The sequence below is a fragment of the Actinomadura sp. 3N508 genome, from assembly GCF_044326375.1.
GTDB lineage: Bacteria > Actinomycetota > Actinomycetes > Streptosporangiales > Streptosporangiaceae > Spirillospora.
Genome location: NZ_JBIRAX010000009.1, coordinates 133,424 through 157,303 on the forward strand (window position 1 = coordinate 133,424; position 23,880 = coordinate 157,303).

Annotated in this window: 19 protein-coding genes; 9 read left to right on the top strand and 10 right to left on the bottom strand. The window is 72.3% G+C overall.

The window, feature by feature from the left end:
- Positions 1-35 precede the first annotated feature (35 nt).
- From ACH34S_RS29100 to ACH34S_RS29120, 5 genes are all read right to left on the bottom strand, one after another.
- Complete coding sequence (locus ACH34S_RS29100; RefSeq protein WP_395956013.1) at positions 36-1,724, bottom strand: sporulation protein; 1,689 nt, start codon at positions 1,722-1,724, stop codon at positions 36-38.
- A 152-nt stretch (positions 1,725-1,876) separates the two neighbouring features.
- Positions 1,877-3,238: a M16 family metallopeptidase gene (locus ACH34S_RS29105; protein WP_395956014.1), complete on the bottom strand. Its 1,362-nt coding sequence runs from the start codon at positions 3,236-3,238 to the stop codon at positions 1,877-1,879.
- Positions 3,235-4,491, bottom strand: coding sequence for a M16 family metallopeptidase (locus tag ACH34S_RS29110; RefSeq protein ID WP_395956015.1), 1,257 nt, complete (start codon positions 4,489-4,491; stop codon positions 3,235-3,237). Before ACH34S_RS29110 ends, ACH34S_RS29105 begins: the two co-directional genes overlap by 4 nt.
- Positions 4,492-4,750: 259 nt before the next feature.
- Positions 4,751-5,098 carry an STAS domain-containing protein gene (locus ACH34S_RS29115; RefSeq protein WP_395956016.1) on the bottom strand — a complete coding sequence of 116 codons (348 nt, stop codon included), beginning with the start codon at positions 5,096-5,098 and terminating at the stop codon, positions 4,751-4,753.
- 121 nt (positions 5,099-5,219) lie between these two features.
- Complete coding sequence (locus tag ACH34S_RS29120) at positions 5,220-5,837, bottom strand: ATP-binding protein (RefSeq protein WP_395956017.1); 618 nt, start codon at positions 5,835-5,837, stop codon at positions 5,220-5,222.
- A gap of 272 nt (positions 5,838-6,109) precedes the next feature.
- Here ACH34S_RS29120 and ACH34S_RS29125 point away from each other — a divergent pair, with 272 nt between their 5' ends.
- A complete protein-coding gene (locus tag ACH34S_RS29125; protein ID WP_395956238.1) occupies positions 6,110-6,931 on the top strand; it encodes a helix-turn-helix domain-containing protein in 822 nt (273 codons plus the stop codon).
- Complete coding sequence (locus ACH34S_RS29130) at positions 6,931-7,182, top strand: DUF397 domain-containing protein (protein WP_131967679.1); 252 nt, start codon at positions 6,931-6,933, stop codon at positions 7,180-7,182. Before ACH34S_RS29125 ends, ACH34S_RS29130 begins: the two co-directional genes overlap by 1 nt.
- Before the next feature lie 197 nt (positions 7,183-7,379).
- Here the strand turns inward: ACH34S_RS29130 and ACH34S_RS29135 are convergent, their stop codons facing one another.
- The gene (locus tag ACH34S_RS29135; protein WP_395956018.1) at positions 7,380-9,206 is read right to left on the bottom strand and encodes a serine/threonine protein kinase; all 1,827 of its coding nucleotides are present in this window, start codon (positions 9,204-9,206) and stop codon (positions 7,380-7,382) included.
- 153 nt (positions 9,207-9,359) lie between these two features.
- On the opposite strand from ACH34S_RS29135, the gene ACH34S_RS29140 reads away from it, so the two are divergent.
- Positions 9,360-10,004 (top strand): TetR/AcrR family transcriptional regulator, encoded by a 645-nt coding sequence (locus tag ACH34S_RS29140; protein WP_395956019.1) that lies wholly within the window; start codon positions 9,360-9,362, stop codon positions 10,002-10,004.
- Between the two features lie 65 nt (positions 10,005-10,069).
- Here ACH34S_RS29140 and ACH34S_RS29145 read toward each other — a convergent pair whose 3' ends face one another.
- Complete coding sequence (locus ACH34S_RS29145; protein ID WP_395956020.1) at positions 10,070-10,264, bottom strand: hypothetical protein; 195 nt, start codon at positions 10,262-10,264, stop codon at positions 10,070-10,072.
- 199 nt (positions 10,265-10,463) lie between these two features.
- On the opposite strand from ACH34S_RS29145, the gene ACH34S_RS29150 reads away from it, so the two are divergent.
- The 5 genes from ACH34S_RS29150 to ACH34S_RS29170 all read left to right on the top strand — a co-directional run bounded on the left by ACH34S_RS29150 (position 10,464) and on the right by ACH34S_RS29170 (position 19,732).
- Entirely contained in the window at positions 10,464-10,925 is a 462-nt protein-coding gene (locus tag ACH34S_RS29150) for an HAAS signaling domain-containing protein (protein ID WP_395956021.1), read from the top strand.
- Positions 10,926-11,095: 170 nt separating this feature from the next.
- A complete protein-coding gene (locus ACH34S_RS29155; RefSeq protein WP_395956022.1) occupies positions 11,096-14,473 on the top strand; it encodes a pyruvate carboxylase in 3,378 nt (1,125 codons plus the stop codon).
- Between the two features lie 167 nt (positions 14,474-14,640).
- Positions 14,641-15,537, top strand: coding sequence for an RNA polymerase sigma factor (locus ACH34S_RS29160; RefSeq protein WP_395956023.1), 897 nt, complete (start codon positions 14,641-14,643; stop codon positions 15,535-15,537).
- A 197-nt stretch (positions 15,538-15,734) separates the two neighbouring features.
- Positions 15,735-17,051, top strand: coding sequence for a serine hydrolase domain-containing protein (locus ACH34S_RS29165; protein ID WP_395956024.1), 1,317 nt, complete (start codon positions 15,735-15,737; stop codon positions 17,049-17,051).
- An 86-nt stretch (positions 17,052-17,137) separates the two neighbouring features.
- A complete protein-coding gene (locus tag ACH34S_RS29170) occupies positions 17,138-19,732 on the top strand; it encodes a DUF6493 family protein (RefSeq protein ID WP_395956025.1) in 2,595 nt (864 codons plus the stop codon).
- 56 nt (positions 19,733-19,788) lie between these two features.
- Here ACH34S_RS29170 and ACH34S_RS29175 read toward each other — a convergent pair whose 3' ends face one another.
- From ACH34S_RS29175 to ACH34S_RS29185, 3 genes are all read right to left on the bottom strand, one after another.
- A complete protein-coding gene (locus tag ACH34S_RS29175; RefSeq protein ID WP_395956026.1) occupies positions 19,789-20,730 on the bottom strand; it encodes a threonine/serine dehydratase in 942 nt (313 codons plus the stop codon).
- Positions 20,731-20,792: 62 nt separating this feature from the next.
- Positions 20,793-22,079, bottom strand: a complete 1,287-nt coding sequence (locus ACH34S_RS29180; protein ID WP_395956027.1) for an RNA polymerase sigma factor — start codon at positions 22,077-22,079, stop codon at positions 20,793-20,795.
- Between the two features lie 121 nt (positions 22,080-22,200).
- Positions 22,201-22,539, bottom strand: coding sequence for a YciI family protein (locus ACH34S_RS29185; RefSeq protein WP_395956028.1), 339 nt, complete (start codon positions 22,537-22,539; stop codon positions 22,201-22,203).
- 363 nt (positions 22,540-22,902) lie between these two features.
- Between ACH34S_RS29185 and ACH34S_RS29190 the strand changes: the two genes are divergently transcribed.
- On the top strand, positions 22,903-23,877 hold the full coding sequence (locus ACH34S_RS29190) for a helix-turn-helix domain-containing protein (RefSeq protein ID WP_395956029.1): 975 nt from the start codon (positions 22,903-22,905) through the stop codon (positions 23,875-23,877).
- The last annotated feature ends 3 nt before the right edge of the window (positions 23,878-23,880 follow it).

Below are 23,880 nucleotides of genomic sequence, written 5' to 3' on the forward strand. Positions count from 1 at the left end.
GCCGGTCGCCGATGCTCCAGCGTGCCGGGGGTCGTTCAGCCGAAGAGGCCGCCGAGGAGGCCGCCGAGGATTTCCGCCGCGCCGCCCGCGATCTCGCCGGCCACGTCGCCCGCGACGCCGCCCGCTACGTCGGCGGCCATGTTGCCGGCGATCTGGCCGGCGGCCTGGCCCGCGTATCCGGCGACCGCGTTGCCGAACGCGTCCACGGGCTGGCCGGCGACATAGCCGGCCACGTTGCCCGCGTATCCGGCCACGTCGCCCACCGCGCCGACGGCTATGCCGCCCGCGATCCCGGCCGCGGCGGCGCCGCCGACCAGACCGGCGGCGGCGACACCGTGCCCGTGATGCCCGTGGTGGCCGCGGTAGCCCGGCGAGCCGTGATGGACGTGCACGGGCGGCGGGCCCGCATGACCGGGCGGAGCGGGCGGGTAGGGCGCGGGGCCCGCCGGGGCGGGCGGGGGCGGACCGGCGTGCCTCGGCGGCGGGTAGGGCGCGGGGCCACCCGGCGCGGGCGGAGGAGGCCCTCCAGGGGGCGGCGCGTGGTGACCGGGCATGGGGGAGTGGTGCGGTGCCGCCCCTGGGGGCGGTGGCGGGAAGCCTTGGGCGCCCGGGTTGTGCGGCGGGTAACCGGGGCCGGGAGGGGGCGGCGTGTGAGCCGGGCCAGGCGGGGGCGGGCTCTGGTGGGGGCCGGGAGGCGGCGGAACCTGGTGATGACCAGGAGAGGGCGGAGCCTGGTGGGGGCCGGGTGGGGGCGGCGCGTGCGACGGGCTGTGCATGGGGGACGGTGCCTGGCCGGGCGGTGGAGCAGGCGGCGGGAAGTGCGCGTTGGCGGCGCTGCCGTACTCGCTGGGGCCGCCGTAGGACGCGGCGGCGGGTTGCCCTGGGGCCGGGGGCGGTGGCGGGAACGGCGAGTGGCCGCCGGGGGGCGGCAGCGGCGCCTGGCCCGGGGGAGGTGTCGGGGCGCCTCGGGACTTGCGCGGCAGCGCGGCCGCGGCCTCCAGCCACTGGGTGATCTTGGCGTTCCAGTCGGTCTCGGCGGCTTCGGCGTGCGGGACCTGGAACACGCCGAACGACTCGTCGCGCGGGGGCTCGCGGTCTTCGGCGCGGAGGACGAAGGCCATGCTGCGGGGGCTGGCGACGAAGCTCAGGCCGACCTTGTCGATCCGGCCCGCGTACGAGGACGGGGGGTTGAGGTGGATCTCCTGGTGGAACGGGAGCTGCTGCGAGACGCCGCGCAGCTTGGACTCCTCGAACGTGACGTTGGTGATCTGGAAGCCGAGCCGGGCGATCGCGGCGAGCACCCACTGCTGCGACTCCAGCGGCTCCACGGAGATCGGGTCGACGTCGCCGGGGTCGGGCTGGCCCTTCGCGTCGACCTCCGTGCACATCCCGATCGTGAAGCCGGGCAGCTCGTGGCCGAGGACGGTGGTGAACGGCAGCTCGTACGGCAGCGGGATGGAGAACGCCAGGTCGCGCGGCTGGGCGGCGTCCAGCCGGAAACCGCGCGTGAGGGCGCCCCGGTACACCTCGGGGCCGGCCGTCTCGCCGCCGTAGCCGTTCTGCATGCGCGGCATCAGCGCCAGCGTCACGTGCCGGATCTCCACGGGCCCGGCCCCGCCGCGCAGGTGCACCTTGCCCGCCACGACGCCGCCGGGTTTGCAGTTCGGCTCCGACAGGATCGTGTCGACGGACGGTCCGCCGCCCGCCATCTGCCCGTAGGACACCGGCGTTCCCCTCTTCCGACCGCGAGGACGTTCCCCGCGTGAGTCAGCACGCGTTTCCCGGCACGAGTCCGGCCCACCGCATATGAGACCTAGTCCACCATGCCATCGGTTCGGGTCGGAAAGCGGATCTCCGGGCCTATTTCGTGGGGTGTCTATTCCTTGGCGGTGACGGTGACCGGGGCGTAGCCGAGCTTCTCCAGGGGTTCGCGGATCTGGGTGGCGTCGCCTACGGCGATGATGGTCAGGGCCTCGGGGTCGATGTGCTTGCGGTAGGCGTTGGCGACGCCGTCCGGGGTGGATGCGCGGACGGCGGCCAGGTAGGCGCTGGGGTAGTCGGCGCCCAGGCCGTTGGCGGACACGTCGGCCAGCTCGGCGGCGACGGCGCGGGCCGTCTCGTACTCGGCGGGCGCCCGGTCGGCCAGCGCGCGGACGGACGAGCCGTGCTCGTCGGCGTCGATGCCGCGGGTCAGGATGCCGCGCAGCTCCGTCAGCGCGTCGGTGACGGCGTCGGCGGTGACCTCGGTGTGGACGGCGCCCTGCGCGATGAACAGGCCGCAGTGCCGGATGCGGAGCAGACCGGCCCGCATGCCGTAGGTGTAGCCCTTCTCCTCGCGCAGCACCGCGTTGAGCCGGGACGTCAGCCCGCCGCCGAGCACGTGCGAGGCGACCATCAGGGACGGCCAGTCGTGGTGGGAGCGGTCGGGGACGCCGTGCCCGAAGCCGAGGTAGGTCTGCACCGAACCGGGACGGTCGACGACGACGATACGGGCGGCGGACTCCGGCAGGACGCGGTCGGCGGTGGGCAGCGGCTCGCCGGTGTTCGCCCAGCCCTCCAGCGCGGCTGTGAGGGCCGCGTCGGCGTCCACCCCCGACAGGTCGCCGGCGACGACCGCGGTGGCCTCAGCGGGCACCACGGAGCCGTAGAAGCCGCGGACGTCGGCGCCCTGGAGCGCGCCGACCGAGGTGCGGCTGCCGCCGGTGGGGCGGGACGCCCTGGCCTGCGCGGGGAACATCACCGCGCGGAGCTCGCGCATGGCGCGGGAGCCGGGGTCGGCGTCCTCCTGCGCGATCTCTTCCAGGCGCTCGCGGACGAGGCGGCGGATGTCGGCGTCGTCGAGCGCGGGGCGCCGGACCACCGAGGAGAACAGCTCAAGGGCCGCGTCGAGCCGCGTCACCGGGACGTCGAGCGCGATGCGCAGCGCGGTCAGGTCGGCGGAGGCGAACAGGCTGGCGCCGAGCCGCTCGAACGCGGCGGTCAGCGCGGTGCCGCCGCCGGGCTCGGTGCCCTCCAGCAGCGCGCGCGCCGTGAGCGTCGCGACGCCGTCGAGGTCGCCGGGCTCGCGGCCCGCGCCCGCGTGCAGCACGAGCCGGACCGCGGCGAGACGGCGGCCGGGCAGGTCGCACCGGAGGGTGCCCGGCCCGGCCGGGACGCGGCCCGCGCCGGCGGCCGGGAACGCCCAGGCCGGGACGGGCCCCGGGACGGGACGGGGCTGCAGGTCCAGGCCGCTGGTCATGAGGCGCCTCCATAGGTCAGGGCGGTGCGGCCGCCGGGCGCGAGCCAGCGGCCCGCCATCTCCTTGATCGCGTCCCCGGTGACGGCGGCGGCGCGGCCGGGGGCGGTGAAGACCCGGGCCGGGTCGTCGAACTGGGTGGCGTTCTGCGAGAGCGCGTTGGCGAGGCCGGTGACGGTCTCGGTCTGCTCCAGGAAGCCCCGCTCGGCCTGGGCGGTGGCGCGGGCGGACTCGTCGGCGTCGGGGCCGTGGGCGGCGAACCGCTCGAGCTCCTCGTCCAGCACGGCGGCGATCTTGTCGGGTTCGGGGCCGATCGCGTCGACGATCGCGAGGGACTGGCCGGACGCCAGCCGGGTCACCCCGGCCCACACCTCGGTGGCGATCTCGTCGCGCCGGACCATCCGGTCGTAGAGGCGGGAGCCGGAGCCGCCGCCGAGGATCTCGACCGCGAGCTCGGCTGCCTCGATGTCGTCGCCGCCGTCGGTGGGCAGCGTGAACATCGCGAAGTAGGCGGGGGAGGGGACGTCCTCGTCGAGGATCTCCTCGCGGATGCCGGCCAGCGGCCCGAGTTCGCCGGGGCGCGACGGGGGCTTCGCCGGGCCCGCCGGGAGCCCGCCGAAGTAGCGCTCCACCGCGGCGAGGGTCTTCTCGGGGTCGACGTCGCCGACGACGGACAGGACGGCGTTGCCCGGCGCGTACCAGGTGGCGAAGAAGTCGGCGCAGTCTTCGAGGGTGGTGGCGTCGAGGTCTTCCATGGAGCCGATCGGCGTGTGCGCGTACGGGTGCCCGGCGGGGAACGTCAGCGCGCACAGCCGCTCGAACGCCGTCCCGTAGGGCTGGTTGTCGTAGCGCTGGCGGCGCTCGTTCTTCACGACGTCGCGCTGGTTGTCGAGGTTGGCCTGGGTGAGCGCGGCGGGCAGCGTGCCCATCCGGTCGGCCTCCAGCCAGAGCGCGAGGTCGAGATGGCTGACCGGGACCGTCTCGTAGTAGTTCGTGCGCTCGAACGACGTGCTGGCGTTGAACGCGGCGCCCGCGCTCTCCAGCAGCGCGGCGTGCTCGCCCTCGGCGACGTTCGCCGAGCCCTGGAACATCAGGTGCTCGAAGAGGTGGGCGAGCCCCGTCCGGCCTGCACGTTCGTGCCGTGAGCCCACTCCATACCAGATGTTCACGGCGGCCAGTGGTACGACGTGGTCTTCGCAGACCACCACGCGGAGGCCATTGCCGAGCGTGTGCTCATGCAGCGGCTGTTCTGCCACGGAGCGCTCCCGTCCGTTCGATGGGTCGGCTGGCGGACAGCACCGCGCGCGTCGGAGGGACGTGCCCAGGCGGCGGGCTTGATCTCGGTCTTCACCGTACCGGGTACTCGCGACGGCGGGCGCGTCCGTGCGAACTGTGGATAACCGGTGAGAGCGAACCCAGCCAAATGAGGGCGAATGGCGGCAAGAACCTGCGGCAGCGGGGAGCAGGCGGGGAGACGGCGGGGAGACGGGAGCGGGACGGCGATGATCAGGACGGCTAGGCGGACTCGTGGGCCGCGATGGCGTCCTCCAGCGAGCGGTGCAGGACGAAGATCTTGGTGAGCTGGGTGACGTGGAAGACGCGGCGTACCCTGTCGTTGACGCCCATGAACGACATCGAGCCCTCGCGCGCGCGGAGCCGGTGGTAGATGCCGACCAGCACGCCGAGGCCCGTGGAGTCCAGGAAGGTGACCTCGCCGAGGTCGATGACCAGATGCGCGCCGCCGTTGTCGATGATGCCGAGCAGTGCCTCCCGCAGGCGGGGGCTGGTGAAGACGTCGATCTCGCCGCTGATCTTCACGACCGTGAGGCCCTTTTCGACGCGATGCTCGACGGCGAAGTCCACCGCTGCTCCTCTCTGCCGGTCGTTCCTCAGGGAGCCGGTCGTTTGTCGGGGGCCCGGTCGTTTCTGGGGCACCGGGCAGGGAACTTCTTTGTTACCCCTGTGACGCGCCGTTACGCGCGACTCAGGAGGTACGGAACAGTGCCCACACCATTTTTCCTTGTGGCAGAGCGCGCCAACCCCAGCGGGCGCTGAACGACTCCACCAGGTGCAGGCCGCGTCCCGTTTCTGCGATGTAGTCGGGTTCCCTGCGGCGCGGCGCGGAGCGGCTCGCGTCCATGATTCCGCAGAGGAGCCATGGGTCCTCGTGGCGCAGCCGCAGCCTGATCGCCGATGGGGCGGAGCCCAGCGGATCGGCCGGGTCGTCGTACACGCCCTCGCGGTGCACGTCGTCGCCCGACCGGCCGCGGGAGGTCCCCCCGCTGTGCCGCAGTGCGTTGGTGACGAGTTCCGAGACGACGAGCCCCACGTCGTCGGCCAGATCGGGCAGGCCCCACTCGGTGAGCTGCGACGTGGCGAAATGACGGGCCGCGGTGACCGACTCGGGGTCGGGCTCCACGGTGAACGAGACCACCGGATCCTTCGGCTGGGTGAGGGCGGTGACGGCCGCGTCCAGGTTCTGGGGCAGGTCAGACGACTCTGGGACGGGAGTCGACGGGGCGGCATGGCCGTGCGGATCGGCCGGTCCGCAGAGCGGACCGAACCCCCACCGCGTGTCGTCGTGCGCGTGGCGTGACGTCATTCCAACCGGACCCCGCAAAGTGATCTTGTTGTGCAGCCGTGGCTTGGAAGTCTCGTGCGTTATCCTGCGCATCGTAGCGTGCGAATGCAAGGCCCAATGCACGTGCATCTGCGTCGTGAGGGTGTGGGGCGGCGTGGACCGCACGCAAGTGATCGGAGGTAACCGCAGGACACAGAGGCCAGTGGCACACTAGGTTCGCTGTCCGCCGAATAGCCGGGAGGTTGGGCGTGACTCCAGAGACGCCGGGAAGCGGGTCGACGGTCCGCCGGATCCTGCTCGGGTCACAGCTTCGCCGTCTGCGTGAGCAGAAGGGCGTGACCCGTCAGGACGCCGGCTACGTCATCCGTGCGTCGGAGTCGAAGATCAGCCGCCTTGAGCTCGGACGAGTCAGCTTCAAAGAACGTGACGTGGACGACCTGCTCTCGCTGTACGGCGTCAGCGACAAGACAGAACGCGAAGCGCTGCTGCAGTTGGCGCGGGAGGCCAACACCCCCGGTTGGTGGCACCGGTACAACGACGTGTTGCCCGGCTGGTTCCAGACCTATGTGGGCCTGGAAGAGTCGGCGGCGTTGATCCGCACGTATGAACTGCAGTTCGTCCCGGGACTGCTGCAGTCGGAGGGGTATGCGCGAGCGGTGATCCGCCTGGGCAACGCCGGGGCCGCGGAACAAGAGATCGACCAGCGCGTGGAACTGCGCATGCAACGGCAGGGACGCCTTACGGGCCCGGACGCTCCGCGCCTGTGGGCGGTGGTGGACGAAGGGGCGCTGAAACGCCCCATCGGAGGCCCGGAGGTGATGAGGGGCCAGTTCGAACACCTCATCGAGATGTCCAAACTGCCCAACGTCACCATCCAGATCATGCCGTTCAGGTTCGGAGGCCACGCGGCCGAGGGAGGCGCGTTCACGATCCTGCGCTTTCCCGAGCAGGACCTGCCGGACGTGGTTTACGTCGAGAACCTCACCGGCGCTATGTACCTGGACAAGCGAGACGACGTCGACACCTATCTGCAGGCGATGGAACGCCTGTGCGTCGACAGTGCGACCCCGGAGCGCACCGTCGAGCTTCTCGGTGATTTTCTCAGAGAGACATGATGCTCCAAACCGATTACGACAATGGGATGCCGGCCACGGACCTGCAAGGGGCCCGATGGCTGAAGTCCCGGCGAAGCAACTCCCAAGGGAACTGCGTCGAGATCGCCGAGCTGCCCGGAGGGCAGGTGGCGATGCGCAACTCTCGTCATCCCGAGGGCCCGGCCCTCATATACACCCGCCCCGAGATCGAAGCGCTCATCCTTGGTGCAAAGGACGGCGACTTCGACCATCTCATCGCCTCCCGGAACTGATACGTCCGAACCCGCCGAACGGCCGCCGCCCGATCACGCTACAGGGGGACGAGCTCTCACCTAGGGCGCGCGCCCTGGCGGCCAGTTGAAAACGCGACGGGTCGGCTCCGGGGAACCGAGCGTCGACCCGTCCGCCAACAGAGCAGAGGCCACCCCAGGCGCGAGGGTGGCCTTTACTTTTGCCCTATGTCGGGTGATCAGCCGCAATTGCCGTATGGGGCGGTGCCGCCATTTCCCCCGAAACGGACGCATGCGCCGGGCGCCTTCACGTACACCGGCCCTGCGTACCAGGCGAACGAGCCGCTGTCGGAAATCTTGCTTCCGCCCTGCTTCTGGATCCAGGTCGACACCGAGGATTTCGTTCCGACATTGCTGGTCTTCATCGTGACGGCGCAGTTGTAGGTGGAGCTGTTGTAGAGCAGATAGGCGATGCCGCCGGAAACGCGCATCGAGCGCTGGATGTAGTAGCCGCCGCCATGGCCGCCGCTGTTGCACGCCTGCTGCGGGGTGTACTTGTTGGCCGGTTCCCTGGGCGGTGTTCCCCCGCCTCCGCCGCCCCCACCGCCGCCCTGGGACGGTGTGGAGCCTCCCTGCGGTGGCACGCCGGGCTTCTGGGACGGGTTCGGACCCGCCGGGTTCCGGTTGCCGTGCGGCTGCCCCGGCTTCGTGTTCGCCGGGTTCTGGGGCGTACCGCCGGGGCCGGTCGGATTGGCGGCCGGGCCGCCCTGGGAGCCTTGGGCGTCGTTGGACGCGGCCACCTGCTGCTCGTTGCCCTTGCCTTCACCGGAGCTGGTCGCGGCCCAGACGGTACCGCCCGCGATGGTGGCCGCCACTGCGGCGGCCGCCGCGATGGGGATGAGGCGTCCGCGCTTCCTGCCGCCAGGCCCATGCGCCTGGGACGGGCCAGGAGGGAACGGCGGCGGCATGCCAGGCGCGCCCTGCGGGTGCCCCACGGGCTCGTAGGGCGGGGGGTGCGGGGCCGTCCTGTGCGGTGGGGCGGACGGGTCCGTGACGTGGTCGGGCGGGAGGACCGCCCCGGCCATGGCGTGCGGGGCGGCGTGCGGATCCGTCGAACCTGGGCTCGACCCGGGCGGCGTGGCCTGCGCCTGTGGCGACGGGAGATTGGCCGGGAGCCCTGGGAACGCGGGCAGCGGCTGGACGGGCGACGCGCCAGGTGACGTCCCGGTGGACGCGCCGACCAGCCTTTCCTGGGCCTCGCGGGCGGTCGGACGGTGCGCGGGCTCCTTCGCAAGGCACGCGGACACCAGGTCGCGCATGGGGCCGGACAGATCGCCGAGCTCCGGCTCGCCGGTCAGGATCCGGTGCATGACCGTCGCCATCTCGTCGTTGCCGAACGCGGGGCGTCCCGTGGCGGCGAACGCCATGGTCGTGCCCCAGGCGAACATGTCGGACGCGGTGCTGACCTCTCCGCCGGTGAAGTGCTCGGGCGCCATGTAGGCGGGCGTGCCGACGTTCTGCGTCTCCCCGGCGGCGCCCAGCGCGCGCGCCACGCCGAAGTCGATGACGCGCGGACCGTCAGGGCCCATCACCACGTTGTGCGGCTTGAAGTCGCGGTGGACGATCCCGGCCTGGTGGATCGCGGTGAGCGCGGTCAGGGTGCTGACGGCGAGCCGCTCCAGGGCGCCGCCGGTGCGGGGCCCTTCCGTGCGCACCACGTGGTGCAGCGTCACCCCGGGGACGTACTCGCTGACGATGTAGGGCTGGTCGCCCGCCACGTCGGCGTCGAGGACCTGTGCAGTACAGAACCGCGCCACGCGCTTGGCGACCTCTAGCTCGCGGACGAAGCGCGCGCGGGCGGAATCGTCTCCGGCGAGCCCGCCGTGGAGGAGCTTGATGGCGACATGGTCCGTCGCGGGGAGGGAAGCGGGTTCACCGGCCCGCCGGCCCAGGAACACCGAGCCTTGACCGCCCTCGCCCAGGCGGCCCAGGATCTCGTACCCGCCCAGCTCGGTCGGGTCGCCCGACCGTAGTGGAAGGGCGTCCGGCATCGTCCTGTCCGTCACACCACTCGCTCCCCGTCGAATCCGGCTCGTCGGCAGACGTGCACCAGCCTATGGCCAGATGATGGTAGGCGCTCCGCCGAGCAGTTGATCTAGCGCGGTGGCATGACGACAGCAAGTGGACTACAGTCCGAATAGGAGGGGGAGGGGAACGTGATGGACCGTGGTCCGGCCGGTGGCAGGCGCGTCGACCTGAAACTGATGCGCACGCCGCCGCCCAAAGAGCGGGCGGACGCCGCGCGGAATCGCGCCAAAGTGCTCGAAGCCGCCGCCGCGCTCTTCGCCCGGCACGGCGTCGAGTCGGTCACGATGGACACGGTCGCCGCCGCGGCCGGCGTCGGCAAGGGAACCCTCTTCCGCCGGTTCGGCGACAAGGCAGGGCTGGCCGTCGCCCTGCTCGACGAACGCGAACGCGACCTCCAGGACGCGATACTCTCCGGCCCCGCGCCGCTGGGCCCGGGGGGAGGGGACGCGGCCGCCCCGCCGTCCGAACGGCTGCTCGCCTTCGCCGACGCCTACCTGGACTATGTGCTGGGCCATCTGTCCCTGGTCCGCATGTCGGAAACGGCGTCGCCGGGCGCGCGGTACCGCATCGGCGCCTACGGCTTCTGGCATCGGCACCTGACCATCCTGCTCGACCAGACCGTCATCACCGATGGGGATGCTCAGGCGCACGCGCTGCTGGCCGTCCTGGGCGCGGAGCACCTCACGGCGATGGTGGAGACCTTGGGGCCGGCACGCGCGCGCGCCGCCGTGCGTGGGCTCTTCAAAGCGGTGGCCGCTCAAGCGGCTCCTGCGTAGCAACGCCGAGGCCCCTGTGGCGTGCACAGGGGCCTCAGATCGGCTGGATGGCTGGATCGGGTGGGTCAGGCCGGGTCGGGGCTGCGGCGGTCCGTGTGGCGTTCCGCGGCGTGCTCCGCCCGGCCGTCCGCGTTGCCCGGCGGACCCTCCGGGGCGTGATTGCGTTCCAATCGCGCGGCGACCGCGAGGGCGCGCAGCGACGTGGTCTTCACGTGTTCGCGCTGCGAGTGGCCGCGGGTCCTGGGGATGCTGCTCGGCACGGTTCACCTCCATGGGGCGTGGACATGGGTGCTACCCGGGGCGCCGGTTTCGCACGGTAGTTGCAACCGCAAGATCTTTATCGCTATTCCGAGTGATCGTTCCGTTTAGCCCGCGTCCTGTTCCGGCCACGGCCCGCCCGCCTGCGGGGCTAGGTTGCATGAATCAGTGCGCAGGTGCCCGCCCCCTAGGAGCTCCCTCATGACGACGGCCTATTTCGACGAGCTGGCAGGACGGCTGCGTGACAGCGGCGTCCCAGAGGACGAGGTCACCGAGACCGTGGACGACCTCGCCGCCTACGTCGCCGAATCCGGGGCCGACCCAGGCGACGAGTTCGGCACGCCTGAGGAGTTCGCCGCGCGGCTCGTCACGTTCGTGGACGACCGCGTGGTCTTCATGCGTCCGGAGGCGGCGAGCCCGGATGCGGACGCGGCCCTGGGGAAGTCGCCCAGGGCGCCTGCCACGCGGCTCCTTGCTAGCAGGCGCTTCTACCTCTTCATCTCCTGCTACTTCGGCTTCTGGATCGCCGTCTGCGTCGCCTGGGTGGCGTTCGCGCCCGCGGAGTCCCGGTCGCGTTTCCTCGTCGGCTCCCTGGTGGGGCTCGTCACGGCGGCGGTCGTCGCCGGCGTCACCATCTGGCGAGGCGCCCGCCGCGGCGGCTGACGGCCGGGCCGCGAACACGGGTCGTGAACAAACGCACTTTTTTCCCGCAGGCCGGGATCTGTCACTTTGTTCGCGGCGCTCGGCTGGCCTGAGCGGCGGTCCTGACCGCACAACTGGGTAGGTATTGGAAGATTCCGCCGCCCCCACGCCGCCGTCTCCTGGAGAACCACGTGATCACGAAGCTGCTCGTCGCCAACCGTGGCGAGATCGCCGTCCGCGCCTTCCGCGCGGCCTACGAACTCGGCATCGCCAGCGTCGCCGTCTACGCGCACGAGGACCGGCTGTCCCTGCACAGGCAGAAGGCGGACGAGGCGTACGAGATCGGCGAGCACGGCCACCCCGTCCGCGCGTACCTGGACGTCGACGGCATCGTGGACACCGCGCTCAGGGTCGGCGCAGACGCCGTCTACCCCGGCTACGGGTTCCTGTCGGAGAGCCCCGAGCTGGCGGAGGCGTGCGAGCGCAACGGGATCAAGTTCGTGGGCCCGCCGTCGACGGTGCTGAGCCTCGCGGGCAACAAGATCGAGGCGGTCGCGGCGGCGCGGCGCGCCGGCCTGCCCGTCCTCCGCTCGGCGACGCCCGAGCCCGGACGGGAGCTGGCCGCGGCCGACGAGGTCGGCTTCCCGCTGTTCGTGAAGGCCGCGGCCGGGGGCGGCGGGCGGGGGCTGCGCCGCGTCGACCACCGCGAAGACCTCGAGGCCGCCGTCGACACCGCCCGCCGCGAGGCGCAGAGCGCGTTCGGCGACCCGACCGTGTTCCTGGAGCAGGCGGTGGACCGGCCGCGCCACATCGAGGTGCAGATCCTCGCGGACGGCGCCGGGCACATCGTCCACCTGCGCGAACGCGACTGCTCCGTGCAGCGCCGCCACCAGAAGGTCGTGGAGATCGCGCCCGCGCCCGGGCTGGACGCGGAGATCGCGCGGCGGCTCTGCGACGACGCCGTCCGCTTCGCCCGGGAGATCGGCTACGAGAACGCGGGCACCGTGGAGTTCCTCTTGGACGACCGCGGCGAGCACGTCTTCATCGAGATGAACCCGCGCATCCAGGTCGAGCACACCGTGACCGAGGAGGTCACCGGAATCGACCTCGTGCAGAGCCAGCTGCGCGTCGCGGGCGGCGAGACGCTCGCCGACCTGGGCATCGCGCAGGACGAGGTAACGGTCAGCGGCTTCGCCGTCCAGTGCCGCATCACGACCGAGGACCCCGCGAACGGCTTCCGTCCCGACACCGGCAAGATCTCGGCGTACCGGTCGCCGGGCGGCGCGGGCGTCCGCCTGGACACGGGCACCGCCTACGGCGGCGCGATCATCTCACCGCACTTCGACTCGCTGCTGGTCAAGCTGACCTGCCGCGGCCGGACGTTCGAGGAGGCGGTGCGCAGGGCACGCCGTGCCGTCGCGGAGTTCCGTATCCGCGGCGTAGCGTCGAACATCCCGTTCCTTCAGGCGCTGCTAGAAGAGTCCGACTTCCGCGCTGGCGGCGTCACGACGTCCTACATCGGCGACCATCCCGAGCTGCTCACGGCCCGGTCGAGCGGCGACCGTGCGACGCGGCTCGTCCGGTACCTGGCGGACGTGACCGTCAACAAGCCGCACGGCGAGGCGCCCACCGCCCTGGACCCGGCGACGAAGCTCCCGCCGCTCGACATGGACGCCCCGTTCCCGCAAGGTTCGCGGGACCGGCTCCTCGCGCTCGGCGCGCGCGCGTTCGCCGAGCAGCTCCGCTCCCAGAGCGCCCTGGCCGTCACCGACACCACGTTCCGGGACGCGCACCAGTCGCTCCTGGCCACCCGCGTCCGCACCTACGACCTGCTCGCAGCCGCGCCCTACCTGGCCCGTATGACCCCGCAGCTTCTGTCCATCGAGGCGTGGGGAGGCGCAACGTACGACGTCGCACTCCGCTTCCTGGGCGAGTCGCCCTGGGACAGGCTGGCCGCGATCCGTGAGGCCGCGCCGAACCTGTGCATCCAGATGCTTCTGCGTGGCCGCAACACCGTCGGCTACACCCCGTACCCAGACTCGGTCGCGCGTGCCTTCGTGAAGGAGGCGGCCAGTACGGGTGTCGACATCTTCCGTGTGTTCGACGCACTGAACGACGTGGAACGCATGCGCCCGGCCATCGACGCCGCCCTGCAGACGCATGCGCTTGTCGAAGGGACGCTCTGCTACACCGGCGACCTCTCCTCCCCGGACGAGCGGCTCTACACGCTCGACTACTACCTGCGCCTTGCAGAGCAGCTTGTCGAGTCGGGTGTCCACATCCTGTGCATCAAGGACATGGCCGGCCTGCTCCGCGCCCCGGCCGCCCGTACGCTCGTCGGGGCTCTGCGCGAGCGTTTCGACCTGCCCGTCCATCTGCACACTCACGACACGGCGGGCGGCCAGATCGGCACCTACATCGCCGCCATCGAGGCCGGTGTCGACGCCGTCGACGGGGCCGCCGCGCCGCTCTCGGGCACCACGAGCCAGCCGCCCCTCCAGGCGATCGTCGCCGCGACCGACTCCACCGGCCACGCCACCGGAATCGACCTGGACGCGCTCACCGTCATGGAGCCGTACTGGGAGGCCGTCCGGAAGCTGTACGCGCCGTTCGAGATGGGCCTGCCGTCGCCGACCGGACGCGTCTACCAGCACGAGATCCCGGGCGGGCAGCTGTCCAACCTGCGGCAGCAGGCCGTGGCGCTCGGCCTGGGCGACCGCTTCGAGGAGATCGAGCGCCTGTACGCGGCGGCCGACGCGATCCTCGGGCGGCTCGTGAAGGTCACCCCGTCCAGCAAGGTCGTCGGCGACCTCGCCCTGCACCTGGTCGCGGCGGGCGCCGACCCCGACGACTTCGCGCAGAACCCGGAGCGCTACGACATCCCCGACAGCGTCATCGGTTTCCTGAACGGCGAACTGGGCGACCCGCCCGGCGGCTGGCCCGAGCCGTTCCGCACCAAGGCCCTCGCGGGACGCCAGTACACGCCCGCCCGTGCCGAACTCACCAGTGACGAAGAGAAGGCCCTGGACGGCCCCCAGGTACGCGACACCCTCGACCGCCTTCTCTTCCCCGGGCCGGCGAAGGAATACCGCGAAGCCCGCGCCGCCTACGGGGACCTGTCCGTCCTGCCCACGAACCCGTTCCTCTACGGGCTCCGCACCGGGCACGAGGTGGCGTTCGACCTGGAACCCGGCGTGCGCGTCCTGGCCGGGCTGGAGGCGGTCGGCGCCATCGACGAGGCGGGCGTCCGGCAGGTCATCTGCACGGTGAACGGCCAGCTCAGGACGCTCTCCGTCCGCGACAAGTCCGTCGTGTCGGACGCGCCGCCGGTCGAGCGCGCCGACCCGTCCGAGCCCGGCCATGTCGCGGCCCCCTTCGACGGCTCGGTGACCCTCCGCGTCGCCAAGGGCGACGAGGTCGCCGCCGGAGACGTGGTCGCCACCATCGAGGCCATGAAGATGGAGGCCGCGATCACGGCCCCCGCGGCGGGCAAGGTCGCCCGCCTGGCCGTCCCGGACGTGACCCAAGTCCAGGCAGGAGACCTCCTACTGGTCATCACCGTCTCGTAGGAAGAGGCACGCCACCTGGTTCGAGATGTTGTGCGATCGGGTACTGAGAACGGGTGACCCGTTCCCTCCCGGCCGGACGAACAAAGGACACCGCCCTGAACGCCACCGACGCGCCCAGCGCGGCCCCCCGTGGGATTCCGCGAGCGACCGTGAATCTCGTCGACCCGATGAAGGACTACCTCTCGCGCATCGGCCGCACCGCGCTGCTCACCGCCGAGCAGGAGGTCGACCTGGCCAAGCGCATCGAGGCCGGACTGTTCGCCCGTGAACGACTCGAAACCGCCGCAGACGACCTCAGCCTTCAGGACCGTGCCGACCTGGAGTGGATCGCCGCCGACGGGCGCCGCGCCAAGGAGCACATGGTCGAGGCGAACCTCCGCCTCGTCGTCTCGCTGGCGAAGCGCTACATGGGCCATGGCCTGCCGCTCAACGACCTCGTCCAGGAGGGGAATCTCGGGCTGATCCGCGCCGTGGAGAAGTTCGAGTACCGCCGTGGCCTGAAGTTCTCCACCTACGCGGTGTGGTGGATCAAGCAGGCGATCAGCCGCGCGCTGGCCGACCAGAGCCGGACGATCCGCATCCCCGTGCACGTCGTCGAGGTGCTCAACCGGATGACGCGGGTCCGGCGGCGGATGATGCAGGACCTCGGCCGGGAGCCGACGTCGCAGGAACTGGCGGTTGAGCTGGACATCACGCCCGAGAAGGTGGAATGGCTGCGCCGGCAGGCCCGCGAGCCGCTGTCGCTGCACACCCCCCTCGGCGAGGACGGCGACGGTGAACTCGGCGACGTCATCGAGGACCCGGACGGCGGCGACCCCGCCGACGTCGTCGCGTCCTCGATGCTGCGCGGGCGCCTTGACGCCGTGCTGGAGACGCTCACCGAACGGGAGGCGGGCGTGATCTCGATGCGGTTCGGGCTCTCCGGCGGGGAGCCCAAGACGCTCGAAGAGGTGGGCAAGGTCTACGGGGTGACGCGCGAGAGAATCAGGCAGATCGAGTCCAAGGGGATGCACAAGCTGCGCCATCCGTCCCGGCGCGAGACCCTTGCCGACCTGCTGAGCTGAGCTGCTGCTGAACTAACCTGCCGGACTGACCACCGAACCGACGTACGGACTCACGGCTGAGCGCGGCCGGGCCTGACCTGCGGGCCCGGCCGTGGCACGTTCCGGGACGAGCCGGGTTCCTTCCGTAGTCGGATGACAGCGCCGATGATCTCCGTGAGACTTTCTCTGGACGGGCCGGACGACTGGAGATGAGGGCGATGGCGAAGCGGTTCGGGCGGCAGGGGCGGCGGCTCGCGGGCGCCGGCGCGGCGTGGGGCGCCGCGGCCGGGCTCGTGGTGGCGCTGACGGCGTCGCCGGCCGTCGCGGGCAGCGGAACCGGCGCGGCCACGGGGCTGCCGCCGACCGGGCCGTCCGACGCGGCGAAGCTGCGCGCCACCCTCGACGCCACGCACGAGGCCGGCATGACCGGGCTGTTCTCCGCGGTCCGGGACGGGCGCACCGCGTGGGACGGCGCGTCCGGTGTCGCCGACACCCGGACCGGGCGGCCCGTCACGCCGCAGATGCGGCAGCGGGCCGGAAGCATCACCAAGACGTTCGTCGCCACGGCGATCCTTCAGCAGGTCGAGAAGGGACGCATAGGGCTCGATGTGCCGGTCGGCCGGTACCTGCCCGAGGTGTTCCCCGGACGGCCCGGCAAGCAGGTCACCGTCCGGATGCTCCTCAACCACACCAGCGGCATCGGCGACTACGTGGCCCTTGCGTTCCCGTCGCTGACGGAAGGTTCTCCCAAGAGCCTGGACGAGAACCGCCTGCGGAAGCTCTCACCCGAGCAGCTCATCAAGTGGGGCATGCAGGCGCCGCGTACCGGTGAGCCGGGCGAGCGCTGGTCCTACTCCAACACCAACTACGTCATCGCCGGACGTCTCCTGGAGAAGGTCACAGAGACGAAGGCGGAGAAGTACATCGCCGAGAACGTCATCGGCAAGGCCGGGTTGAAGCACACGTACTTTCCGTCCGATCCGCACATCGACGGGCCGCACTCGCGGATGTACGAGTCGCTCTACCAGCAGGTGAAACCACCCCGCGACTACAGCACGTTCAACATGAGCTGGGCATGGACGGCGGGCGCACTCGTCTCCACCACGGACGACCTCAACCGCTTCTACCGCAGGCTCCTCACCGGCGGGCTCATCGGCAAGGCCGCGCTGGCGGAGATGCAGCGCACCGTCCCGGCGAAGGACGCCGACGGCAACGTCCTGCTGAACTACGGCCTCGGGCTCTACTCCACCGAACTGCCGTGCGGGACGTTCTGGGGCCATGACGGCGTGGTCTTCGGGGCGGGCACCCAGTCGCTGGCGTCGGCGGGCGGCGCGCGCCAGATCACGTTCGCGCTCAACCTGACGAAGTACCAGAAGCTCGACTCCAACGGCGTTCCCGTCCCGCATCCGATCGACAGCGCGCTCAGCGCGCACGTCGTGGAGGCGCTGTGCGGGAGCGGGCGCGAGATCCAGTCCAGCGGGCCGGAGCGGCCCGTCCGGCCGCTGCCCTTGCAGGCGCTCCGCACTGTCGGTTGAGGCGAAACCAGCCCATACCGACAGGAACCTGACTGCGTAGTTGACCCGGAGCCAAACTGTCGGTGGCGGGCTCTAGTGTCCCTGGCATGCCGAGCGCAACGCACTTACCGGTCCTGGACGGCGCCCGCGCGTGGGAGACGATCGCCGTCCTCATCGACGAGCAGAAACCGCGGGCGGTCGCCGGGGCCGTCCGCGATCTCGACCCCGCCGCCCGCCGCGCGGTCGCCAAGGCACTGCCCGGCCACCTCAAGCAGGTCAGGGCCCGGCGCGAACCCTGGGAACCCATCGACGACTACGCGCCCGCCTTCCGCGCCGCGGGCGCGGGCACGCTCACCGGCGCGTCCGCGGTCGCGACCTGGCTCAACCGGCGCGAGCTCAACACCCGCTGGTCCGGCGACCACCGGGACACCGGCCTCCTCCTCGACCTCTGGGCCGACCGCGACGACGCGTGGCTGGCCGACCTCGCGCGGCGGCTCACGCTCCGGCTGCGCGGCCCGCAGTACATCGGGCTCGACCTCGCGCTGGCGCTGCTCGCCGAGACGGGCATCGAGCCGCCCGAGCACGACCCGCTCGTCGTGGGCTGGGTGATCTCCGGGCCGCCCCGCCCGAAGGATCCGCTGCTGCCCTTCCTGCTGCCGCGCATCTTCGAGGCCGACGGCGTCGGCCGCCGGCTGCGCGACAACCCGTCCTGGCCGCGGACCCTCGCCACCATGGCCGACCGGGGCACCGTCGACCGGCGGCTGCTCCTGGACGGCTGCGTCCGCCGCTTCCTGCGCGGCGGGACGGCAGCCGACCTGCGCTTCTTCGTCCGGCTGCACGCCCTGCTCCTGCCCGCCGACCCGGCCGTCAGGGAACGCGAGGTCCGCGCGCACGCGCTCGACTACGTGCGGCTGCTCCCGGCCGCGCCGGGCCCGGTCGCCGACATCGCGCTCGACCTGCTCAGGGAGGTCCCCGGGCTGCCGTCCCGGCAGGTGGTGGAGGCGCTTGACGGGGTGCTGTTCCGCGCCGAGTCCGGGCTCGTGAAGTCGGGGCTGTCGTGGCTGGAGCAGACCGTCCAGCGGCGGCCGGGGCTCGCCGACGACTGCGCCACCGCCCTCGCCCAGGCGTTCGCGCACGAGTCCTACAGCGTGCAGCGGCGCGCGGTCCGCGTCGCGCTCAAGCTCCCCGCGCCGGCCGACGCGGCGCCGATCGCCGCCGCCGTCCCGCTGCTCCCGCCCGACCTCGGCGCCGAGGCCGCCGCCCGCTTCGGCGGCGAGGTGGCCCGGCCCGAACCGCCCGCCGAGCCGCCGCCCCCGCTCACCGCGCCCCCGCCCGCCGACCCGCTGCCCGCGCTCCCGCCGCCGATCACCACCGGCGCCGACCTGGCCCTTGCCTTCGGCAACAGCTTCCTCGACTGGGCCGGAACAGAGCGGGTGATGGACGGGTTCGTCCGGCTCGCCCATGACGGCCCGGATACCGTCCGGGCCGCGCTCGCGCCCGTCCTGCGGCCGAACTTCTACCCGCGCCTGGAGTCGGACGACCTCTGGACGGATCCCCATGAATGGCTCGTGGCGGCCGGACGGCTGCTGACCGGGACGGCGCCGGTGCCCGCGAACTGGCACGGCAGGCTTCCGCCGCCCCGAGGCGTCTCCGCCCTGCATCTGCTCTACCTGCACCGTTGCGCGGAGATCTACGCCGCCGTCGAGAAGGGCTCGCCGCCGCCGTTCCTCCTGTCCGTCCCCACGGAGCCGACCGGGCACCTCGACCCGCTCGCGCTCGTGGAGCGCCTGGAGCGGCTCCATGCGGCGGGCGCCGACCCGGGGCCCGCCGACCTGCAGCAGGCACTTCTGCGGCTGCCCCGCGACATCCCTCCCGACGCGGTCCGGCGTGCGGCCGGGCTGACTTCACCGGAAGGGCGGACCGCCGCGAGATGGCTGGCCGAGGGCGGGCTGCCCGTCCCCGAGGTCTCGATGCGGCCGCTGGAACACGATCGCCTGGAGGCCGTGGTCAGCGCGCCGCCGACCGGGCTGCCGCTGGTCGACGCCGTGTTCACGGCCGCGCCCGGGTACGTCTACGACGCGCACGGCTACCACCAGCGGATCTGGCCGCGGATGCTGCCGTCCCATCCGGACGTCGTCGCGGCGCACATCCTGCCGCAACTGCGGCACGGGATGATCTCCTTCGGCTACGGGACGCCGGTCGGTGAACTCCTCCAGCTGACGCCGGGAGACGGGCCGTTCGCGGGGGCCGTGGCGCATTTTCTGGCGCGCCGGCTCGGCGAGCGCAGGCATGCCGAGGCCGACCGGGCGCTGCTCACCATGGCCGCCCGCGGCGACCTGCCCGCCGCCGAACTCGGCCGCCAGATCGGACGCCTCGCGCGCGACGGCGAGATCCAGCCGGCCAGGATCATCGAGGCCCTCGAACGCGCGGCGGAGGCCGGCGCCTACACCGCGGTCTGGGACGTCATCGCCGCCGCGCTGCCCGTCCTGTGCCCGGGGCCGGGGGAGCGCCCCGTGCACGGCCTGAAACGCCTGATCGCCCTCGGCCTGCGGACCGCCCGCTGGTCCGGTGCCCATGGCCCCATCCCAGAACTGGAGGAACTCGCGTCCCGCAAGGCCTCATCCGACCTCGTCCGCGAGGCCCGCGCCCTGGTCGCCCATCTGGCCACGCAACCCAAGACTGAAGGCGCCGCGTCAGGCTGAAGGTGAACAGGACGCCGTGCAGCAGGGGAACGGGACGTCCCTGGTCGGGGGTGGTGTCAGGTCAGGTCGGAGGGGTCGGTGTTGGCGCCGCAGAGGACGAGCATGACGCGTTCGCCGGGGGCCGGGCGGTAGGCGCCTGAGCGGAGCGCGGCCACGGCGGTGGCGGTGCCGTGTTCGACGGCCAGGCGGTACTCGTCCCAGATGAAGCGGCGTGCCTCGATGATCGCCTCCTCGGTGACGAGGACCGACCCCACCCCGGTCCGGGACGCGACGGAGAACGCGATCTCGCCGAGCCGGGTGGCGCCGAGCGAGTCGGCGGCGATGGACGAGACGTCCACGTCGACCGGGCGCCCCTCGTGCAGGGCCCGTTCGAGGGTCGGGATGCCTTCGGGCTCGACGCCGACGACGCGGGCGTGGCTCTCAAGGGCGGTGGCGACGCCCGCCATCAGGCCACCGCCGCCGACCGCCAGCAGGACCGTGTCGACCTCCCCGCCGGTCTGCTCCAGGATCTCCACGCCGAGCGTGCCCTGACCCGCGCAGACCTCGGGGAGGTCGTAGGCGTGGCAGAACAGCGCGCCGGTGTCGGCGGCGCGCTTGGTCGCGGCGTCCTGCGCCTCGGCGTACCGGGTACCGACCTGGACGACCGTGGCGCCGAGCGCGCGCAGCCGGGCGACCTTCACCGGCGGCGCGGTCTCCGGCACGTACACCTCGGCCGGGACGCCCGCCTGCGACGCCGCGTACGCGAACGCGAGGCCCGCGTTGCCGCCGGATGCCGCGACGACGCCGGAGTCCGGCAGGCGGCCCTCGTCCCGCGCGGCGAGGATGTGGTTGAACGCGCCGCGCGCCTTGAACGTCCCGGTGTGCTGGGTCAGCTCCAGCTTCAGCCACATGCGCGCGGCGGGCGCGAACGGCGCCGGGTCCACGGCGAGTACGGGCGTGCGGCGGACGTGGCCGTCCACCCGGGCACTGGCGGCTTGAACGGCTGCGCGATCGATCACCGGGGGTTCCTCTCCGAGCATCGGCTTCACCTAAGTAGCAAACACCGTTTGATGCCTGTTCCCTAGGTGGTGGCCAATGCGGCGGCGCGGTCCAGGAGGACCTTGCGTTCGGGGGCGTTGCGGGTCATCGCGGCGGCGCGTTCGAACTGCTCCCGTGCCTCGGCGGCGCGGCCGAGCCGGGCGAGCAGGTCACCGCGGACGCTCGGCAGCAGGTGGTAGCCGCGCAGGGACGGCTCGTCCAGCAGCGCGTCCGCGATCTCCAGGCCCCTGGCCGGCCCGTGCGCCATGCCGACCGCCACCGCCCGGTTCAGCTCCACGACGGGGGACGGGGCGACGCGCGCGAGGATCTCGTACAGCGACGCGATCTGCGCCCAGTCGGTGTCCTCGGCGGCGGGGGCCTGCGCGTGGCACGCGGCGATCGCCGCCTGGAGAACGTAGGGGCCGGGTGTCGTGTGGGGGGACGACCCCCCGCACCCCCCGGAACCGCCCGAGGGCTCGCTGATGGCCTTGGCCCGGAGGAGTGCGGCGAAGCCGCGGTGGATGAGGAGGCGGTCCCAGCGGCCACGGTCCTGGTCGGCGAGGGGGACGGGCTCGCCGGACGGCCCGGTGCGCGCCCGCGTCCGGGACGCCTGGATCTCCATCAGCGCGACCAGCCCGTGCACCTCGGGCTCGCCGGGCGCCAGCTCGGCGAGGCTCCGGCCGAGGCGCAGCGCCTCCTGGCACAGGTCGGCCCGCAGCCAGTCGTCGCCCGCCGTGGCCGTGTAGCCCTCGTTGAAGATCAGGTAGATGACCTCCAGGACGGACGACAGCCGCGCGGCCCGGTCCGGTCCCTCGGGGACCTCGAACGGGACGCCCGCGTCCGACAGCGTCCGCTTCGCCCGGACGATCCGCTGCGCGACGGTCGGCTCGGCGGTGAGGAACGCCCGCGCGATCTCCTCGGTGGTCAGGCCGCCGAGCATCCGCAGCGTCAGCGCGACCCTGGCCTGCGTGGACAGCACGGGATGGCAGGCGGTGAAGACGAGGCGGAGCACGTCGTCCTCGATGTGCTCCTCGTCGGGGACGTCGAGCTCCGGCGGCGCCTGCGTCTCCAGGTCGCGGCCGATCTCCTCCAGCTTGTGCTCGAGGCGCTGCCGGCGGCGGATCCGGTCGATGGCGCGGCGCTTGCCGACGGCCATGAGCCAGGCGCCCGGGTTGTCCGGGACGCCTGACTCCGGCCACTGTTCGAGCGCGGCGACCAGCGCGTCCTGCGCGAGTTCCTCGGCGAGCCCGATGTCGTGCACCATCCGGGCGAGGCCGGCGATGATGCGGGCGGCCTCCAGCCGCCACACCGCGTCGATGCTCGCATCCACGCGGGACCTGTCCTCGCCGGGGCCTTCCCCACCTGACCTGCCCGTACCGGGCCCGTTCGGTGTCGTCACGCTGTCGATGAGAGCACCCGCACCGGCCGCCGCGCAAGCTCGGCCGCCGGGCTCAGTCGCCGGGGCCGAAGACCTGCTTGATGACGCCCTCGCCGTCTCCGACGATCTTGTAGAAGCGCTTGGACAGCTCGATCGCCTCCTCCCGGGTGCGCACCTCGACCAGCGCGAACCCGACGACGGACTCCTTGGCCTCGGCGAACGGGCCGTCCGTGATGGTGACCTTGCCGCCGGAGGAGGCGATCCGGGTGCCGTGCGGCTCCAGCCCGCCGGTGGCCAGCAGCACCCCCGCCTTGGACGTCTCCTCGATGAACTTGCCCATCTCGGCCATCATGGTCTCGTCCGGCGGGGTGTCGGCCGAGTTGTCGTCGGTGGTCATCAGCAAGAACCGCATGGTGGTCTCCTCAGTCTCGGTGGCCGGTCCCTCCCGGCCCTCACTGACGCGTCGAAGAGGTTCCGGCCGGATCGACATCCCCGGCCGGACTTCTTCCAAGATTTTTCTTGGAGCCGTATCGTGCCAGGTCACGGGGGGCTCACGCGCGTTGGCGCGATGCATATCCCGAGATCGGGATGAAACCGGACAATCGGGATAGCTGGGCAAGTCAGTGATTGACGAGTAACTTCTCCCGGAGGAAAGGTTCTTGCGCGCCCTGAGGAGGCATCCCGTGGGACTCCCCGCACCACGGACCCATGTGCCGTCAGAGTCCCCGATCGGCGGCCCGGCGCCGCGGTCCGCACGCGCCCGGGCCGGGACGCGATGAGCCCCGGCGAACATCCGGACGACGTGGCGGAGACGTGGCCGGGCCGGACCGTCCCCACCAGCGGCTACACCTACGGGCGGACGCACGGCAACGGGCACCAGCGGATCGCGGGCCCGACGGTCCCGCGCCTGCTGGTCGGGGCGCAGCTGCGCCGCTTCCGCGAGAAGGCGCGGATCTCCACCGAGGCCGCCGCCTACGAGATCCGCGGCTCGCACTCCAAGATCAGCCGGATGGAGCTGGGCCGCGTCGGGCTCAAGGAACGCGACGTCGCCGACCTGCTCACCCTCTACGGCGTGCTCGACCCCGACCGCCGCGACGCGCTGCTGGAACTCGTCGACCTCGCCAACCGGCCGAGCTGGTGGCAGGAGTACGGCGACCTGGTCCCGCCCTGGTACGAGCCCTACCTCGGGCTGGAGCAGGGCGCCGTGATCGCCCGCGTGTACGAGGTCCAGGACGTCCCCGAACTGCTGCAGACCCCCGAGTACGCCCGCGCCCTCCTCACGGCCCGGCATCCGGAGGCGCCCGCGGAGGAGATCGAGCGGCGGGTCGAGCTGCGGATGCGGCGCCGGCGCCGGGTGTTCGAGCGGCCGGGGCCGCTGAAGCTGTGGGCCGTGGTGGACGAGGCGGCGCTGCGCCGCCAGGTCGGCGGCCCCGAGACGATGGCCGCGCAGCTCCGGTTCCTGATCGACATGTCGTGGCTGCCGAACGTCTCGCTGCAGGTGCTGCCGTTCGCGTCCGGCGGGCACGCGGCCGAGTGCGGCCCGGTGACGCTGCTGCGGTTCGCCGAGCCGGAGCTGCCCGACGTCGTCTACCTGGAGCAGCTCACCGGCGCCCTCTACCCGGACCGGCCCTCCGACATCACCCGGTACCGCGACGTCCTCAACCGGCTCGGCCTCCAGGCGGAGCCGCCCGTCCGGACCCCCGGCTTCCTGGACGGCATGCTCGACCAGCTTCTCCTGGGCGGTTTCTAAGCC

Coding starts and splice junctions, on each gene's coding strand:
- ACH34S_RS29190 (WP_395956029.1), top strand. CDS start 22,903: ATGAGCCCCGGCGAACATCCGGACGACGTGGCGGAGACGTGGCCGGGC.
- ACH34S_RS29150 (WP_395956021.1), top strand. CDS start 10,464: ATGACGACGGCCTATTTCGACGAGCTGGCAGGACGGCTGCGTGACAGC.
- ACH34S_RS29120 (WP_395956017.1), bottom strand. CDS start 5,837: ATGACGTCACGCCACGCGCACGACGACACGCGGTGGGGGTTCGGTCCG.
- ACH34S_RS29185 (WP_395956028.1), bottom strand. CDS start 22,539: ATGCGGTTCTTGCTGATGACCACCGACGACAACTCGGCCGACACCCCG.
- ACH34S_RS29105 (WP_395956014.1), bottom strand. CDS start 3,238: ATGACCAGCGGCCTGGACCTGCAGCCCCGTCCCGTCCCGGGGCCCGTC.
- ACH34S_RS29165 (WP_395956024.1), top strand. CDS start 15,735: ATGGCGAAGCGGTTCGGGCGGCAGGGGCGGCGGCTCGCGGGCGCCGGC.
- ACH34S_RS29160 (WP_395956023.1), top strand. CDS start 14,641: ATGAAGGACTACCTCTCGCGCATCGGCCGCACCGCGCTGCTCACCGCC.
- ACH34S_RS29140 (WP_395956019.1), top strand. CDS start 9,360: ATGGACCGTGGTCCGGCCGGTGGCAGGCGCGTCGACCTGAAACTGATG.
- ACH34S_RS29130 (WP_131967679.1), top strand. CDS start 6,931: ATGCTCCAAACCGATTACGACAATGGGATGCCGGCCACGGACCTGCAA.
- ACH34S_RS29170 (WP_395956025.1), top strand. CDS start 17,138: ATGCCGAGCGCAACGCACTTACCGGTCCTGGACGGCGCCCGCGCGTGG.